16 protein-coding genes are annotated in these 15965 nt (G+C 72.1%); 7 read left to right on the forward strand and 9 right to left on the reverse strand.

Annotation, left to right across the window (positions count from 1 at the left end):
- Positions 1 to 343: 343 nt before the first annotated feature.
- Positions 344 to 994, reverse strand: coding sequence for a DNA-3-methyladenine glycosylase (locus tag ACIQPQ_RS28850; RefSeq protein WP_383780710.1), 651 nt, complete (start codon positions 992 to 994; stop codon positions 344 to 346).
- Positions 995 to 1146: 152 nt separating this feature from the next.
- Between ACIQPQ_RS28850 and ACIQPQ_RS28855 the strand changes: the two genes are divergently transcribed.
- The 3 genes from ACIQPQ_RS28855 to ACIQPQ_RS28865 all read left to right on the forward strand — a co-directional run bounded on the left by ACIQPQ_RS28855 (position 1147) and on the right by ACIQPQ_RS28865 (position 3299).
- Positions 1147 to 1929 carry a sporulation protein gene (locus ACIQPQ_RS28855; protein ID WP_401309344.1) on the forward strand — a complete coding sequence of 261 codons (783 nt, stop codon included), beginning with the start codon at positions 1147 to 1149 and terminating at the stop codon, positions 1927 to 1929.
- Between the two features lie 83 nt (positions 1930 to 2012).
- Entirely contained in the window at positions 2013 to 2546 is a 534-nt protein-coding gene (locus ACIQPQ_RS28860; protein WP_401309347.1) for a YbhB/YbcL family Raf kinase inhibitor-like protein, read from the forward strand.
- 246 nt (positions 2547 to 2792) lie between these two features.
- On the forward strand, positions 2793 to 3299 hold the full coding sequence (locus tag ACIQPQ_RS28865; RefSeq protein ID WP_383780717.1) for an HNH endonuclease: 507 nt from the start codon (positions 2793 to 2795) through the stop codon (positions 3297 to 3299).
- Positions 3300 to 3411: 112 nt separating this feature from the next.
- On the opposite strand, the gene ACIQPQ_RS28870 is transcribed toward ACIQPQ_RS28865, so the two are convergent.
- The 3 genes from ACIQPQ_RS28870 to ACIQPQ_RS28880 form a co-directional block, all read right to left on the reverse strand.
- Entirely contained in the window at positions 3412 to 4359 is a 948-nt protein-coding gene (locus tag ACIQPQ_RS28870) for an SPFH domain-containing protein (RefSeq protein ID WP_401309350.1), read from the reverse strand.
- Between the two features lie 142 nt (positions 4360 to 4501).
- A complete protein-coding gene (locus ACIQPQ_RS28875; protein ID WP_401309352.1) occupies positions 4502 to 4933 on the reverse strand; it encodes an NfeD family protein in 432 nt (143 codons plus the stop codon).
- 119 nt (positions 4934 to 5052) lie between these two features.
- The gene (locus tag ACIQPQ_RS28880) at positions 5053 to 5850 is read right to left on the reverse strand and encodes an ABC transporter ATP-binding protein (protein WP_383780724.1); all 798 of its coding nucleotides are present in this window, start codon (positions 5848 to 5850) and stop codon (positions 5053 to 5055) included.
- Positions 5851 to 6004: 154 nt separating this feature from the next.
- Between ACIQPQ_RS28880 and ACIQPQ_RS28885 the strand changes: the two genes are divergently transcribed.
- Positions 6005 to 6805 (forward strand): hypothetical protein, encoded by an 801-nt coding sequence (locus ACIQPQ_RS28885; protein WP_401309356.1) that lies wholly within the window; start codon positions 6005 to 6007, stop codon positions 6803 to 6805.
- Between the two features lie 594 nt (positions 6806 to 7399).
- Here ACIQPQ_RS28885 and ACIQPQ_RS28890 read toward each other — a convergent pair.
- The 4 genes from ACIQPQ_RS28890 to ACIQPQ_RS28905 all read right to left on the reverse strand — a co-directional run bounded on the left by ACIQPQ_RS28890 (position 7400) and on the right by ACIQPQ_RS28905 (position 10047).
- A complete protein-coding gene (locus ACIQPQ_RS28890) occupies positions 7400 to 7639 on the reverse strand; it encodes a chaplin family protein (protein WP_383780729.1) in 240 nt (79 codons plus the stop codon).
- Between the two features lie 161 nt (positions 7640 to 7800).
- Positions 7801 to 8046, reverse strand: coding sequence for a chaplin (locus ACIQPQ_RS28895; RefSeq protein WP_383780732.1), 246 nt, complete (start codon positions 8044 to 8046; stop codon positions 7801 to 7803).
- 212 nt (positions 8047 to 8258) lie between these two features.
- Entirely contained in the window at positions 8259 to 8909 is a 651-nt protein-coding gene (locus tag ACIQPQ_RS28900) for a response regulator (protein WP_401309360.1), read from the reverse strand.
- The gene (locus ACIQPQ_RS28905; RefSeq protein ID WP_401309363.1) at positions 8902 to 10047 is read right to left on the reverse strand and encodes a GAF domain-containing sensor histidine kinase; all 1146 of its coding nucleotides are present in this window, start codon (positions 10045 to 10047) and stop codon (positions 8902 to 8904) included. Before ACIQPQ_RS28905 ends, ACIQPQ_RS28900 begins: the two co-directional genes overlap by 8 nt.
- Positions 10048 to 10275: 228 nt before the next feature.
- On the opposite strand from ACIQPQ_RS28905, the gene ACIQPQ_RS28910 reads away from it, so the two are divergent.
- From ACIQPQ_RS28910 to ACIQPQ_RS28920, 3 genes are all read left to right on the forward strand, one after another.
- A complete protein-coding gene (locus tag ACIQPQ_RS28910) occupies positions 10276 to 10974 on the forward strand; it encodes an SDR family NAD(P)-dependent oxidoreductase (RefSeq protein WP_401309366.1) in 699 nt (232 codons plus the stop codon).
- Positions 10971 to 12056 (forward strand): S-adenosylmethionine:tRNA ribosyltransferase-isomerase, encoded by a 1086-nt coding sequence (locus ACIQPQ_RS28915; RefSeq protein ID WP_401309369.1) that lies wholly within the window; start codon positions 10971 to 10973, stop codon positions 12054 to 12056. Before ACIQPQ_RS28910 ends, ACIQPQ_RS28915 begins: the two co-directional genes overlap by 4 nt.
- A 316-nt stretch (positions 12057 to 12372) precedes the next feature.
- Entirely contained in the window at positions 12373 to 13101 is a 729-nt protein-coding gene (locus tag ACIQPQ_RS28920) for a transglycosylase SLT domain-containing protein (RefSeq protein ID WP_401309372.1), read from the forward strand.
- A gap of 162 nt (positions 13102 to 13263) precedes the next feature.
- On the opposite strand, the gene ACIQPQ_RS28925 is transcribed toward ACIQPQ_RS28920, so the two are convergent.
- Positions 13264 to 15819 carry an FHA domain-containing protein gene (locus ACIQPQ_RS28925; RefSeq protein WP_401309374.1) on the reverse strand — a complete coding sequence of 852 codons (2556 nt, stop codon included), beginning with the start codon at positions 15817 to 15819 and terminating at the stop codon, positions 13264 to 13266.
- Between the last annotated feature and the right edge of the window lie 146 nt (positions 15820 to 15965).

Raw genomic sequence — 15965 nt, forward strand, 5'->3', positions numbered from 1 at the left:
GTACTCACCCCAGCCAACCGGCTCAGGCTTTCCTCCGGGCATTTTCCCTTCGGTCTTGCGTTTCCGACTCTATCAGATCCTTTTCCGATCCGATTCCCTGTCGGCGGGAATTGTCTTGGGCTTTCGGCTTTCGCCTGTCGGCCTTTCGACATTCACTACGTTAGCCGATCCCCTCGCCAACTCATAATCGAGTTCCGCGGAGTTCGAATTCGGGCACGCAGGCATGCCGAATGCGGCCCCGCCAGGGGCGTCGTAGGTAGTGGGTTGGCCGCTCTCGGCTGCTGGCGAATGCCGTAACCGGTTCAAGCGGCTCGGGCTACGTTACGCGCCCCGTCAAGGGGAGTCAACTTCGGCGGCGCTTCGGGACATGGGCCCGGTAGGGGCTCACCGTCGGGTCGCCGGTGAGCCAGTAGCGCCACGGGTGGGCCTCCGCGTCGCCGCCGTCGCCGGAGACCCCGGTGCGGGGGCCGTTGCTGACCTGGTCGGGGCGGGTCGGCGTACCGGTGAGGACGCGCAGCGGGGTGTCGTCGGGGGTGCAGGCGTCGGTGCCGTCGAGGGACCGGTCGACACCGAGCGCCGTGGCAAGTCGCGCCGGTCCCCTGGCCAGTTCCCGGTCCGTGCGGGCCGAGAGACGGCGGACGCGGGCCAGTTCCACGCCGTCCACGATCTCCCCGGCCCGCAGCAGCACTCCGCTCGCCTCGCCCTCGGGACCGCACACCAGGTTCATGCAGTGCCACATGCCGTAGGTGAAGTAGACGTACACATGTCCGGGCGGGCCGAACATCACCGCGTTGCGGGGGGTGCGGCCGCGGTAGGCGTGGGAGCCGGGGTCGTTGGGGCCGTCGTAGGCCTCGACCTCGGTGAGGCGGAGGGTGATCGGGCCCTCGGGGGTGGTGCGGACGACGAGGCGGCCGAGGAGGTCGGGGGCGACCTCCAGGACGGGCCGGTCGAAGAAACCCCTGGGCAGGGGCGTACGGTCGGGGGTCGCGATCATGCGCTCCGAGCGTAGTGCAGTCGGTTCGTGTGCCGGGGTGGTCAGCGGGCAGGCGGCTTGCCAGGGTGGGACCCGGAACCGGCCGCGGCCGGATTGCGTTTATTGGGATCAGGTATCCCGTCGTACTGGGTCGTAGAGGTAGAGGGAGAGTCATGGCGTTCAAGAAGCTGCTCGCGAGTCTCGGGGCCGGTGGGGCTTCGGTCGAGACGGTGCTGACGGAGGTCAACGTCGTCCCGGGCGGCGTGGTCCAGGGCGAGGTGCGGATTCAGGGCGGGTCCGTCAACCAGCAGATCGAGGGGCTGTCGGTCGGGCTCCAGGCCAAGGTCGAGGTCGAGAGCGGGGACCAGGAGTACAAGCAGGACATCGTCTTCACCAAGCAGCGGCTGGGCGGTGCCTTCGAGCTCCAGGCCAAGGCCGTGCACGCGGTGCAGTTCGGGCTGGAGATCCCGTGGGAGACGCCCGTCACCATGATCGACGGGCAGGCGCTGCGCGGGATGAACGTCGGCGTCACCACCGAGCTGGAGATCGCGCGCGCGGTCGACTCCGGTGACCTCGACCCGGTGAACGTGCACCCGCTGCCGGCGCAGAAGGCCATCCTGGACGCGTTCCTCCAGCTCGGCTTCCGCTTCAAGAGCGCCGACCTGGAGCGCGGTGTCATCCGGGGCACCCGGCAGACGCTGCCGTTCTACCAGGAGATCGAGTTCTACCCACCGCAGCAGTACCGCGGGCTGAACCAGGTCGAGCTGAGCTTCGTCGCCGACGCGCACACGATGGACGTCGTCCTGGAGATGGACAAGAAGCCCGGCCTGTTCAGCGAGGGCAGCGACACCTTCCGCTCCTTCCAGGTCGGCCTCAACGACCACCACGGCACCGACTGGGCGGCGTACCTCAACCAGTGGCTGTCCGAGGTCGGCAGCAGGCGCAACTGGTTCTGAGCGACGCCACGCGGGCGACCGGGTCCGGAAGAAAGGCCTAGGCTCGGAACCACTGACTCCGTAATCGATCGGGAGGTACCGAGGTGACCGAGCTCAAGCGGCGGCCGCTCCCCCACGACTTCCACCCGCCCGTGCCGTCGTTCACGGTGACGAGTGACGACGTCGTGGCGGGCGGCACGCTCAAGGGCGACCAGGTCCAGGCGGAGGGGAACACCTCTCCGCAGCTGCGGTGGGAGGGTTTTCCTGCCGGGACGAAGAGCTTCGCGGTGACCTGCTACGACCCGGACGCGCCCACGGGCAGCGGGTTCTGGCACTGGGTGCTGTTCGACATCCCGGCCTCCGTGACGGAGCTGCCCGCGGGCGCGGGCGGCGGGAAGTTCGAGGGCCTGCCGGAGGGCGCGGTCCACGCGCGCAACGACTACGGCACGCGGGACTTCGGCGGGGCCGCCCCGCCGCCCGGCGACGGCCCGCACCGGTACGTGTTCACCGTGTACGCGGTGGACCAGGAGAAGCTCGGTCCGGACGCCGACGCGTCGCCCGCCGTGGTCGGCTTCAACCTGCGGTTCCACGCGCTCGCGCGGGCCCAGCTGATCGGTGAGTTCGAGAATCCCGCGTAGCGGCGCGGTGCGCTGAGGAGCCCGCCGGGCGCTGTTCCCGGCGGTTTTCCGGACAGCTCATCGTTCATTCAACGTTTGCCCGCCTCTGGTCTTGGAAGTGATCAGGGGCGGGCATTTTTGTTGCCGGGGGTCGCGGGGGTCACCCCCCGTGGAGCAGCAGATATTGCGTTGTCCATCTCGGCGTGCCCGGCCAGAGTTGGTCCCAGCCCGCCACGGGGTGGGCCGGTGCACGGGAGGTGGGCTGGTATGCGGGACACGCTGGTGCTGAACGCGAGCTTCGAGCCGCTGTCGACGGTGACGTTGAACCGAGCCGTCGTTCTGGTGCTTCAGGACAAGGCCGTCGTCGAGCAGGCCCACCCCGAACTGCGGATGCGCGGAGCCGCCGTGGACATTCCGGCGCCCCGGGTGATCCGGCTGTGCCGGTACGTACGGGTGCCGTTCCGAAGACAAGCGCCGTGGTCGCGGCGGGGTGTGCTGGTCAGGGACCGGCACCGGTGCGCGTACTGCGGGCGGCGGGCGACGACCGTGGACCACGTGGTGCCGCGGGCGCAGGGCGGGCGGGACTCCTGGCTGAACACGGTGGCGTCGTGCGCGGAGGACAATCACCGCAAGGCGGACCGGACTCCGGAGCAGGCGGGGATGCCGTTGCTGCGGCTGCCGTTCGAGCCGACTCCGCAGGACGCGATGCTGCTGGCGCTGGGGCAGGAGGATCTGGCGGCGCTGCCGGAGTGGCTGACCGGGGAGGCGGCGTAGGTCCTCGGCGCCGCGGGGTGCTCAGCGGATCGTGAAAGGCCGTTTGCGCAGTTCCCCGCGCCCCTTGCGTTCGGTGGGGTGCGGGGAACTGTGGCGTTGCGGGGAGGGGGCGTCAGTCGATCGACGGCTTCTCGCGGCGTTCCGTCGGGCGGTCGGAGCTGCCGCCGCCGTTGGAACCACCGCCCAGGCCGCCGAAGTTGCCCATGGCGCCGGAGAGGCCCTTGAGGGCGTCGCCGATCTCGCTGGGCACGATCCAGAGCTTGTTGGCGTCGCCCTCGGCGATCTTCGGAAGCATCTGGAGGTACTGGTAGGACAGCAGCTTCTGGTCCGGGTCGCCCGCGTGGATGGCCTCGAAGACCGTACGCACGGCCTGGGCCTCACCCTCGGCGCGCAGCGCGGCCGCCTTCGCCTCACCCTCGGCGCGCAGGATCTGGGACTGCTTCTCACCCTCGGCGGTGAGGATCGCGGCCTGCCGGGTGCCCTCGGCGGTGAGGATCGCGGCGCGCTTGTCACGGTCGGCGCGCATCTGCTTCTCCATCGAGTCCTGGATGGAGGTCGGCGGTTCGATCGCCTTCAGCTCGACGCGGTTGACGCGGATGCCCCACTTGCCGGTGGCCTCGTCGAGGACGCCGCGCAGGGCCGCGTTGATCTCCTCGCGGGAGGTCAGGGTCCGTTCCAGGTCCATGCCGCCGATGATGTTGCGGAGGGTGGTGACGGTGAGCTGCTCGATGGCCTGGATGTAGCTGGCGACCTCGTAGGTCGCGGCGCGCGCGTCGGTCACCTGGTAGTAGATGACGGTGTCGATGTTGACGACCAGGTTGTCCTGGGTGATCACCGGCTGCGGCGGGAACGGGACGACCTGTTCGCGGAGGTCGATGCGGTTGCGGATGGTGTCTATGAACGGGACGACGATGTTGAGGCCCGCGTTGAGCGTGCGTGTGTAGCGGCCGAACCGCTCCACGATGGCGGCGCTCGCCTGTGGGATGACCTGGATCGTCTTGATCAGGGCGATGAAGACCAACACCACCAGGATGATCAAGACGATGATGACCGGTTCCATCGTGCTCCCCGTACCCTTCTCCGCCTCGGCGCTTTCGGAAGATCCTATGGGCTGTTGAAGATCTTGCTGGTCGAGTCTGACAGACCGTCGCGCGGCTCGTGCGATGTTCGGTCGACTTGTGTGGTGCGGGAGTTGGGCGAGGTCAGATGACGATCGCGGTGGCGCCCTCGATCTCCACGACGTCGACCTCCTGTCCCACTTCGTAGGCGCGGTCGCCGTCGAGCGCGCGGGCGGACCAGACCTCCCCGGCGAGCTTGATCCGTCCGCCGGAGCCGTCGACGCGTTCGAGGACGACGGCCTGTCTGCCCTTCAACGCGTCCACTCCGGAGGCGAAGCGGGGCCGTTGCGCGTTGTGCCGGGCGGCGATGGGCCGTACGACGGCGATGAGCGCGACGGAGACGACGACGAAGACGAGGACCTGGGCCACGACGTCGAAGCCGAGGCTCGCGGTGATCGCGGCCGCCACCGCGCCGACCGCGAACATGCCGAACTCGGGCATGGCGGTCACCACGAGCGGGATTCCGAGCGCGACCGCGCCGACGAGCCACCACACCCACGCGTCAATGTCGTTCACACGTTCATGGTAGATCCGCGGGTGGTGCTCCGGACAGGGCGCGAAGGGGGGCGGTCGGTTCCGGCCACGGTTCCAACTGCGGTCGGCGCGGGGGCCGTCGGGCGCGCGGGGAGCCGGGGTCAGGAGAGGGGGAGGCCCTGGGCGGTCCAGCGGTCACCGACCTGCTCGACGACGAGGGGGAGGCCGAAGCAGCGGGAGAGGTTGCGGGAGGTGAGTTCGAGTTCGACCGGGCCCGCGGCGAGGACCTTGCCCTGGCGGATCATGAGGACGTGGGTGAAGCCGGGGGCGATCTCCTCGACATGGTGGGTGACCATGATCATGGAGGGGGCGATCGGGTCGCGCGCGAGGCGGCCGAGGCGGCGGACGAGGTCCTCGCGGCCACCGAGGTCGAGGCCCGCGGCGGGCTCGTCCAGGAGCAGCAGCTCGGGGTCGGTCATCAGGGCGCGGGCGATGAGGGTGCGCTTGCGCTCGCCCTCGGAGAGGGTGCCGAACCTCCGGTCGAGGAACTCGGTCATGCCGAGGCGGTCGAGGAAGGCGCGGGCGCGCTGCTCGTCGATCTCCTCGTAGTCCTCCTGCCAGCCCGCGGTCATGCCGTACGCGGCGGTCAGGACGGTCTGCAGGACGGTCTGGCGCTTGGGGAGCTTGTCGGCCATGGCGATGCCGGCCACGCCGATGCGGGGGCGCAGTTCGAAGACGTCGGTGCCGGGGGCGCCGAGAGTCTCGCCGAGGATGGTGGCGCTGCCCTTGGTGGGGTAGAGGTAGCTGCTCGCGAGGTTCAGCAGGGTCGTCTTGCCCGCTCCGTTGGGGCCGAGGATGACCCAGCGCTCGCCCTCCTTGACCGACCAGTCGACCTGGTCCACCAGAGCCCGGCCCTCACGGACCACCGATACGTCCTGAAGCTCCAGAACATCGCTCATGAGCGCGTTGTCTCCCCTTGCAGTGTGGCCGGTCTCGGTTGTCGCGGGCGCCTGTGGCACGGACGACCGCGCGCGGGTGGGCGCGGCCCTCCGGGAAAATCTACGCCACCGGCCGGGGCCCCTGTCCCCTCGGTCCGGTCCTTAGGCTGGGGGCATGCTCACGGAACCGCGCTCTGGTCGCCTCGCCGCTTGGGGAAATGCCCTGTTGGCCGGATTTGTCTCGCCGGATGACGCCGTTCTCGCCGTCGTCGGTGAGGACGCCGTCCACCGGGTGGAAGGGCTGCCGGGCGAGACGGCGCCCGTCGGTCTGACGCTCGCGCTCGGGAGGCTGCGGGCGCTCGGGGTGACCGGGCTGCGGGTGGCGCTGCCCGCGCCGGGGCATCCGCTGGGGCTGAGCGGGCCGCCCGAGTTCAACGCGCGGGCGCTGGAGGCGGAGGAGGCCGTGATCGGTCACGGGGTCGCGCTGGGGCTGGTGCCCGAGGTGACCGAGGCCGGTCCGGCCGGGGACGTGCACGTCGAGGTGGTCTGGCACTGCCTGCCCGTGCGGGAGGCTCCCCCGGCGGACGTGCCGTCCCTCGGGGAGGCGGAGCGGGAACTCGCGGAGGCGCTGCGCGAGGCGACGTCGGTGCTGTCGCGGCTGGACGTCGCCGGGTCGGGACCGGCGGCGGAGGCGGCGATCGACGCGTATCGCGCGCGGGCGGAGCGGGGGCGGGAGGTGCTGGCGCCGGGGTATCCGCCGCGGGCGGTGCGGGTGCTGGAGCTGGCGCAGCGGGTGGGGTTGCTGGTGTCGCTGGCGGTGGAGCGGGGGGCGGGGCCCGGGGGTGCGGTGAGTGCGTCCGAGATCGCGGGGCGGGGGGCCGCGTTGCGGCCGGTGGAGCGGGTGGCTCGGCGGGCGCAGGTGGCTGCGTACAACGCGTATGTGGAGGAGAGGGAGAGGGGGCTTGAGCGGGGGTGAGGGGTGAACGGGGTTCGTGGGGTGGGATGGGGTGGGTGCCGTGGGGGTCTGTTGAGGGGTGAACGGGGTTCCTGGTGGGGGGTGGGTGCGGTGGGGGCTGGTTGAGAGGTGACCGTGGGTCGGGGCTCGGGGGTGGGGAGGGTGGCCCGGCGTGCGGGGTGCGGGCCTGCGCCCACCCGTGCCGCCCCAGCGGCACGACTGCCCGCAGCTTGAGCGGGGGGGCGGGTGGCCGCAGGCAGGGCGGGGTGGGGAGACGCGCGGCGGAGGGCTGGGTGGGGGGATACGGCCGCAAGCTGGGCGGGGGTGCGGCCGCAGGGTGGGCGGGCGGTGCGGGTGTGTGCGCAGGCTGGGCGGGACGGGCGGAGGCGTGTGCCCGCAGGCCGGGCGGGCGGTGCGGGTGTGTGCGCAGGCTGGGCGGGACGGGCGGAGGCGTGTGGCCGCAGGCTGGGCGGGGCGGGGAGGCGCGTGGCCGCGCGCTGGGTGGGGGTGCGGCCGCAGGTCAGGCACGGCCGCCGGCCGTAGGTCGAGCGGCGGGTCCCCCAGGGACGCGGAAAGGCCCCTGTCCGGGGGGACAGGGGCCTTTCAGGGGGTGATTCAGCCGTTGGCGCCCGCGTTGCCGAAGGCCGGGTTGAGCAGGCCGATGACGTTGACGCTGTTGCCGACGACGTTCACCGGGACGTGGACGGGGACCTGGGCGACGTTGCCCGAGGCGACACCCGGCGACTTCACGGCCGCACCCTCGGCGCCCGAGTCGGCGACAGCGGCACCGGCGGAGGCACCGGCGGCGATACCGGCGACGGTGAGGGCCACGGCGGCCTTCTTGGCGATGTTCATGAGAAGCGTTCCTCCTGCGATTGCGTGGGCGACCCGGCCGCGGGTCGTGCGCTGCCCAACGCGCGGGGGGCGCGGGTGGCACGGGGTGGGGTGCGGAAACTGCCCGTTCGGATCATTGGGGCGAAAAGCAGACCGGTGGGGACCGGTCGGCTCCGGGGGCGTCAGTGGTTGACGGCGAGGTTGCCGAAGGCCGGGTTCAGCAGGCCGATGACGTTGATCGTGTTGCCGCTGACGTTGACCGGCACGTGCACGGGCGCCTGGATGACGTTGCCCGAGACGACGCCCGGCGAGTGGTGCGCCTCGCCGCCGGCCACCGCGCCGCCGTGGGCGGAGGCCATGCCGGCACCGGCGGCCACGATGCCACCGGCCACCATCGTCACGGCCGCGGCGCGCTTCAGGTTCTTCACTTCTGAGTCCTCCTAGTGATCGCCGCGGCAGGCGCCGTGGCACGCACTGGAGAACGCGCGGGCCTCCGGGAGGATGCGCCATTCGGGGGACATTCCCACGACGGTATGAATCTCGGACCGGAGGAGACGCCTCCGTATGTGCGCCCGCGTGTGCGCCCCGCGGTGCGCCGGGGCGTGAATCCGCCGGTCAGGCCGTCGCGCCGGCGTGCGGGTCAGCCGGTCACACCGTGGCGTACGGCCCAGAGCGCGGCCTGGGTGCGGTCGGCGAGGTCGAGTTTCATCAGGATGTTCGAGACGTGGGTCTTCACGGTCTTCTCGGAGAGGACGAGGGCGCGGGCGATCTCGCGGTTGGAGCGGCCGTCGGCGATCAGGCCCAGCACCTCGCGCTCCCGTTCGGTGAGGGTGCCTCCCCTGCCCTGGCCGGCGTGGGGACCCTCCTGGGAGAGCAGGGCGCCCGCGACCTCGGGCTGGAGCAGGATGTGCCCGGCGTGCACCGAGCGGATGGCTCCGGCGAGCGCGTCGGGGTCGACGTCCTTGTAGACGTATCCGGCGGCGCCCGCGCGCAGGGCGGGGACCACGGTGCGCTGCTCGGTGAAGCTGGTGACGACGAGCACGCGCGCGGGGTTGTCGAGTTCGCGGAGTCTGCGCAGGGCGTCCACGCCGTCCGTGCCGGGCATCTTGACGTCCATCAGGACGACGTCGGGGCGCAGTTCCTCGGCGCGGGCGACGCCCTCGGCGCCGTCGGCGGCCTCGCCGACGACCTCGATGTCGTCCTGCACCTCCAGGAAGGTGCGCAGGCCGCGGCGGACGACCTGGTGGTCGTCGACGATCAGGACCCGGATCGGGTCGGCGGGGTCAGCCACCGGGGGCCTCCATCTCGATCGTGGTGCCCTTGCCGGGCGCCGATTCCACCGTCAGCCGGCCGCCGACGCCGCTCGCCCGGTCGCGCATGGACACCAGGCCGAGGTGGCGTCCGGCCCGGCGGACCGTGCGCGGGTCGAAGCCGGTGCCGTCGTCGGTGACGCGCAGGACGGTGCGGGGGCCGTGCTTGCGCAGGGTGACGTCCACGTGTGCCGCGCCGGAGTGGCGCAGGGCGTTGTGCAGGGCCTCCTGGGCGACGCGCAGGAAGGCCTCCTCCTGGGCGGCGGGCAGCGCGCGTACGCCGTGGCCGGTGAAGGTGACGCGCGCGGTGTGGGCGCGGTCGAGGACCTGGATCTGGGTGCGCAGGGTGGCGACGAGGCCGTCCTCGTCGAGGGCGGCGGGGCGCAGTTCGACGACGGCGGCGCGCAGTTCGTCGGCGGCCTCGGCGGCGAGGACGGCGACCTGGTGGAGTTCGCCCTTGGCGCGGGCGGGGTCGCGGTCGACGAGGGTGGCGGCGGCCTGGGCGGTCAGGCGCAGGGAGAACAGTTTCTGGCTGACGGCGTCGTGGAGTTCGTGGGCGAGGCGGGAACGTTCCTCGGCGATGGTGAGTTCGCGGCTGCGCTCGTAGAGGCGGGCGTTGGTGAGGGCGATCGCGGCGTGCTGGGCGAGGATGCCGAGGAGTTCCTCGTCGTCCTGGGTGAAGCCGCAGCCGCCGACCGGCTTGGGGCAGTTCTTGTTGGCGAGGAAGAGCGCGCCGAGGACCTCGTCGCCGTCGCGGATGGGCAGGCCGAGGAAGTCGGACATGTCGGGGTGGGCGGACGGCCAGCCCTCGAAGCGGGGGTCGCGGCGGACGTCGGCGAGGCGCTCGGGGCGGGCCTCGTGGAGCATCGCGGCGAGGATGCCGTGCTGGCGGGGCAGGGGGCCGATGGCCTTCCACTGGGCGTCGCTGACGCCGTCGACGACGAACTGGGCGAAGCCGCCGTGGTCGTCGGGGACGCCGAGGGCGGCGTACTGGGCGTCGAGCAGTTCGCGGGCGGAGGCGACGATCGTCTTGAGGACGTCGCGCACCTCCAGGTGTCTGCTCATGGCCAGCAGCGCGGCGCTCACCGCGGCGAGGCCGGACCGGGGGCCGTGACTCATGGCCTCACGGTACCGGCGGACCCGGCGGCGGGGATCGGGCGTGTGGCCCACCGGCCCGGGTCCGAAGGCCTAGGACCGGGGCCTAGGGCGGAGGTCCCGGTGGCCGGGCGTACGCCGAAGGGCCCCGGTGCGTACGGTCCGGCGGCCGAGGCGGGCGGGGCGGGCCGGTTCCTAGCGTGGGCCCCGGACCACCGCCGCTCGGCGGGGTCGGACGAGGGGACGGTAGTCATGCCGGTCGCGATCATCACGGGGGCCTCGAAGGGGCTGGGGCGGGCGCTCGCCGGGGCGTTGGCCGGGCGGGGCTGGGATCTGGTGCTGGACGCCAGGTCGGCGGAGGTGCTGGCGCGGGCGGCGGCGGAGGCCGGGCGGCACGGGACGCGGGTGCGGGCGCTGGCGGGGGACGTCACGGACGCCGGGCACCGGTCGGCGCTGGTGGCGGAGGCGTGGCGGCTCGGCGGCTGCGATCTGCTGGTGCACAACGCGAGCGCGCTGGGCGCCGAGCCGCTGGTGGAGCTGGCGGAGCTGCCGCTCGCGGGGCTGCGGCGGGCGCTGGAGGTGAACGTGGTGGCGGCGCTGGGCCTGGTCCGGGAGGCGCTGCCGCTGCTGCGGGCGCGGCCGGGGGCGGCGGTGGTCACGGTGAGTTCGGACGCGGCGGCGGAGGCGTACGGGACCTGGGGCGGTTACGGCGCCTCGAAGGCGGCGCTGGACCAGCTGGCGGCGGTGCTCGCGGTGGAGGAGCCGGGGCTGCGGGTGTGGGCGGTCGATCCGGGGGACATGGCGACGGACCTGTACGCGGCGGCCGTACCGGACGACGACGGGCCGCGGCCGGAGCCGGGGAGCGTGGTGCCCGCGTTCCTGCGGCTGCTGGACGAGCGGCCCGTGAGCGGGCGGTACGCGGCTCCGGCGCTGCTGGAGGGGGCCCGGTGACGCGGGCGGCGCTGCGGGTGCCGGAGGAGCTGTCGGCGCGGGTCCCGGCGGAGCGGCGGGGGCCGGGGCGCGGGCGGGACTCCGTACGGCTGCTGGTGTCGCGCGGGGAACGGGTGGCGCATCACGGGTTCGGGGAGCTGCCGGGGCTGCTGCGGGCCGGGGACCTGCTGGTGGTGAACACCTCGCCGACGCTGGCGGCCGCGGTGGACGGGACGGCCGGGCACGCGCGCGTGGTGGTGCACTTCTCCACGCGGGGGGACGACGGGCGGTGGGCGGTGGAGCTGCGGGACCCGGACGGGCGGGGCACCACACGCGCGCGTGCGGGCGGTCCGCAGGGGACGCGGGTGGGGCTGGCCGGGGGTGCGGGGCTGGTGCTGGAGGAGCCGGTCGGCGGCCACGGCCCGGTGGCCGGGGGGCGGCTGTGGTGGGCGCGGGTGTCGGGCGGGGAGGTGGCGGAGCTGCTGCGGGCGCACGGGCGGCCCATCCGGTACGCCTATACGGAGCGGGACGAGCCGCTGTCGGCGTACCAGACGGTGTTCGCGGTGCCGTCTCCGGACGGTTCGGGCAGCGCGGAGATGCCGAGCGCGGCGCGGCCGTTCACGGGGCGGCTGGTGGCGGAGCTGGTGAGCCGGGGGGTGCGGTTCGCACCGGTGTCGCTGCACACGGGGGTGTCGTCGGCGGAGGCGCACGAGCCGCCGTACCCGGAGCGGTTCGCGGTGCCGGAGGCGTCGGCGCGGCTGATCAACGCGGTGCGGGCGTGGGACGGCCGGGTGATCGCGGTGGGGACGACGGCGGTGCGGGCGGTGGAGTCGGCGGCGGGCACGGACGGGGTGGTGCGGGCGCGGGCGGGGTGGACGGACCTGGTGGTGACGCCCGAGCGGGGGGTGCGGGTGGTGGAGGGGCTGCTGACGGGGCTGCACGAGCCGGAGGCCTCGCATCTGCTGATGCTGGAGGCGGTGGCCGGGCGGGCGGCCGTGGACCGTGGGTACGAGGCGGCGGTGCGCGGGCGGTACCTGTGGCACGAGTTCGGGGACCTGCACCTCCTCCTCCCGGAGGAGAACCCTCACACAGAGCGTTGCTGACGCAACGTGCGGTGAGATCTGAGGGGCCGCCATGTGAGCCCGCACATAGGGTGCACATCACGTACGAAGGGCGATAGGAGAGAAAAGGGGCGGGCGTGAGCGGGGCAGACGTTCCAGTCTGTCCCGTTTTGCCCTTGTCGGCTCCACTACCGGGGATCGTACGTCACACCTTTGCCTCCGGATTTTGCGGCCGCTAACAATGGCTCTCGTCGCTCAGCGCCGCGGGTTGTTGCCCGCGGCGTTCGTGCCTCAAGCACCCGGTCCGCCGTCGGACGAAGAGAGCGACCTCCGCGCTATTCGAAGAGGTCCAACCGCCATGCCCAAGAACACTCACAAGATCGCGCTTGCCGGCGTCGCCACGCTCGGTGCCGCCGCTGTCGCCTTCTCCGTGGTGCCGGCCGACGCGCAGACCACGACCACCGCCGACGCCCCCGTGGCAGCCAAGGTGGCCTACAGCTCCGAGCCCGTGCGGGACGTCAAGGCCGGGGTGACCGACCAGCAGGCCGCCGACAACCTGAAGATCCAGGCGATCGAGGCCAAGAAGAAGGCCGCGGCCGACACCGCGGCCAAGAAGAAGGCGGCCATCGCCGCCGCCAAGAAGAAGAAGGCGGCCGCCGCCGCTGCCGCCAGGAAGGCCGCCGCCGAGCGCAAGGCCGACGCGAAGGCGAAGGCCAGCCGGTCCGCGAAGCGCGCCGCGCCCAAGCGCGTGGTCGTCAAGCAGTACCCGAACACCCTCGACGGCTGGATCCGCGAGTCCCTGTCGATCATGAAGAAGAAGGGCATCCCGGGCTCCTACCACGGGCTGCACAAGAACATCATGCGCGAGTCCTCGGGCAACCCGCAGGCCATCAACGACTGGGACATCAACGCCATCAACGGCATCCCGTCCAAGGGCCTGCTCCAGGTGATCCCGCCGACCTTCAAGGCGTACCACGTGCCGGGCACCTCCTGGAACATCTACGACCCGATCGCCAACATCACCGCCGCCGCCAACTACGCGGCGGACCGCTACGGCACAATCGACAACGTCAACAGCGCGTACTGACCCACGCCGACAGCACCCACCGACCGACGTACGTCGGCAGCGCGTACGGGCGGGGGGACGCCCCTGACCGGCCCCCCGCCCGTACGCCGAAGGGCGGCGCCCCCTGCGCGGGGTGCCGCCCTCCGGCGTGCGCGGGCGCGGAACGGGCTCCGCGCGCCCCGGTCACTTCCGCATGACCTCGGGCTCGTGGCGGCGCAGGAAGCGGGCCACGAAGATGCCGCAGATCACCCCGAGGACGATCAGCGCGAGCATGTCCATGGTCCAGGCGCCGACGGTGTGCTCCCACAGCGGGTCGTTGTCGCCGCCGTCCTGCGGCGGGCTGATCCGGTTGAAGTCGAGCGTGGCACCGGCCGCGCCGACCGCCCACCGCGACGGCATCAGGTACGAGAACTGGTTGACGCCGATCGAGCCGCTCAGCGCGAACAGGCAGCCGGTGAAGACGACCTGGATGATCGCGAACATGACCAGCAGCGGCATCGTCTTCTCGGCGGTCTTCACCAGCGAGGAGATGATCAGGCCGAACATCATCGACGTGAAGCCCAGCGCCATGATCGGCAGGCACAGCTCGACCAGCGGCGCGCTCTTGAGGATCAGGCCCTCCTCCGGGATCTCCCGGCTGGAGAAGCCGATCACGCCGACCAGCAGCCCCTGGAACAGGGTGACCAGGCCCAGCACGAACACCTTGGACATCAGGTACGCCGAGCGGGACAGGCCGGTGGCGCGCTCCCGCTCGTAGATGACCCGTTCCTTGATCAGTTCGCGGACGGAGTTGGCCGCGCCCGCGAAGCAGGCGCCGACCGCGAGGATCAGCAGGACGGTGGTGGCCGTGCCGTTGGGGATGATCCGGCCCGACTTCGGGTTGACCGGGTTCGGCAGCAGGCTGTTGCCGGAGTCGATCAGCAGGCTGACCGAGCCGAGGACGACCGGCAGGATCACCGACAGCGCCAGGAAGCCCTTGTCGGAGGCGATCACCGAGGCGTAGCGCCGCACCAGCGTGACGAACTGCGACATCCAGCCCTGCGGCTTGGGCGGTCTCATGGCCTGCATGGGCGGCATCTGTACGGACTGCGGCGCGACGGCGTCGATGTCGGCGGCGTACATCTGGTAGTGCTGCGAGCCCTTCCAGCGGCCCGCCCAGTCGTAGTCGCGGTAGTTCTCGAAGGCGGAGAAGACGTCGGCCCAGGTGTCGTAGCCGAAGAAGTTCAGCGCCTCCTCGGGCGGGCCGAAGTAGGCCACGGCGCCGCCGGGCGCCATCACCAGCAGCTTGTCGCAGATCGCCAGTTCGGCCACCGAGTGCGTGACGACCAGGACCGTGCGGCCGTCGTCGGCGAGGCCGCGCAGCAGCTGCATCACGTCGCGGTCCATGCCCGGGTCGAGGCCCGAGGTCGGCTCGTCCAGGAAGATCAGCGACGGCTTGGTCAGCAGCTCCAGGGCCACCGAGACGCGCTTGCGCTGGCCGCCGGAGAGGGAGGTGACCTTCTTCTCCTTGTGGATGTCCAGCTTGAGTTCGCGCAGCACCTCGTCGATGCGCGCGTCGCGCTCGGCGCCCGTGGTGTCGGCGGGGAAGCGCAGCTTGGCCGCGTACTTGAGGGCCTTCTTGACGGTCAGTTCCTTGTGCAGGATGTCGTCCTGCGGGACCAGACCGATGCGCTGGCGCAGTTCGGCGAACTGCTTGTAGAGGTTGCGGTTGTCGTACAGGACGTCGCCCTGGTTGGCGGGCCGGTAGCCGGTGAGCGCCTTGAGCAGGGTGGACTTGCCGGAGCCGGACGGTCCGATGACCGCGATCAGCGACTTCTCCGGGACGCCGAAGGAGACGTCCTTCAGGATCTGCTTGCCGCCGTCGACCGTGACCGTCAGGTGGCGGGCGGAGAAGGACACCTCGCCGGTGTCGACGAACTCCTCCAGCCGGTCGCCGACGATCCGGAACGTGGAGTGGCCGACGCCCACGATGTCGGTGGGGCCCAGGAGCTGGGAGCCGCCCTTGGCGATCGGCTGGCCGTTGACGTACGTGCCGTTGTGCGAGCCGAGGTCGCGGATCTCCATGCGGCCGTCGGGCGTCGCGTGGAACTCGGCGTGGTTGCGGGAGACCTGGAGGTCGGAGACGACCAGGTCGTTCTCCAGGGCGCGGCCGATGCGCATCACGCGGCCCAGGGAGAACTGGTGGAACGTGGTCGGGCTGCGGTCGCCGTGGACCGGCGGCGCCCCCGCGCCGACGCCGGGGCCCTGCTGGGGCGGTACGGCCGGGCCGCTCTGCGGGGCCTGGGCCCCGTGCGGCTGCGGCGGCGGCCAGGCGGCCTGCGGCTGCTGCGGGGCCGGGTGGGCCTGCGGGGCCTGCTGCGGCGGGGCCGCCTGCTGCGCCCAGCCGGCGTTCGCGCCCTGCGCCGCGTACGGCTGCTGCGGGGCGACCGCGGCCGGTGCGGCGGACAGGTCGACGCGCGGTCCGTCGGTCGCGTTGCCGAGGTGGACCGCCGAGCCGGGCCCGACCTCCACCCGCTGGACCCGCTGCCCCCGGACGAAGGTGCCGTTGGTGCTGCCGTGGTCCTCCAGGACCCAGCCCCGGCCGTCGAAGCTCACCGTGGCGTGCCGCCACGAGACCCTGGCGTCGTCGAGGACGACGTCCCCCTGCGGATCGCGGCCCAGGGTGTAGGACCTGGACGGATCCAGGTTCCAGGTACGTCCGTTCAATTCCAGTACGAGTTCCGGCACTCCATGCCCCACTGAGTAGTCCCCCGAATTACCCCCGTCACAGGGAGTCTAGGGATGGCGAACATCGTCGGGAACTATTTCAGGCCCGGCCCCTTGTCCGAAAGTCGGGCCTTGTGACGAACGGCCCCGGACGGGCCGGCCCGCGCCGTTGACGGGGT

It is taken from the genome of Streptomyces sp. NPDC091281 (assembly GCF_044757425.1).
Classification (GTDB): domain Bacteria; phylum Actinomycetota; class Actinomycetes; order Streptomycetales; family Streptomycetaceae; genus Streptomyces.